We start from the raw sequence: 288 nt of genomic DNA, 5'->3' as shown, positions 1-288 counted from the left end.
TCTTGTGTGCATTTGTGAAAACATCTACTCTTAGAGGGAGGTTCATCACTCATTCGTATAAAAAGGAGGATGCAGAATTGCTTCCGATTCACAGACAGCAAACCTTGCTTGAATGGCTGAAAGAAGAGGGCGCGCTGAAAATCTCTGACATAAGCGAGAGATTCGGCGTCTCCGAGATTACCGTGTACAGAGACGTCAATCAGCTGGCGGATGCAAACCGGATTATCCGGACACCCGGCGGAATAAGGCTCCCTCCCGCATATGAAAGCTTGGACAAAAAAGATGGAT

General features: G+C 47.6%; 1 protein-coding gene. It reads left to right on the top strand.

All coding sequences use genetic code 11. The annotated features are described in order from the left end of the window. Positions 1-77: 77 nt before the first annotated feature. A partial coding sequence (locus KVT31_RS29485) for a DeoR family transcriptional regulator (RefSeq protein WP_217613720.1) occupies positions 78-288 on the top strand: 211 nt, incomplete at its 3' end.

The organism is Bacillus sp. GbtcB14, assembly GCF_019091205.1.
GTDB lineage: Bacteria > Bacillota > Bacilli > Bacillales > Bacillaceae_G > Bacillus_A > Bacillus_A cereus_AG.
Note: the sequence above shows the minus strand (reverse complement) of the source record. Positions and strands in the feature narration are given on the sequence as shown.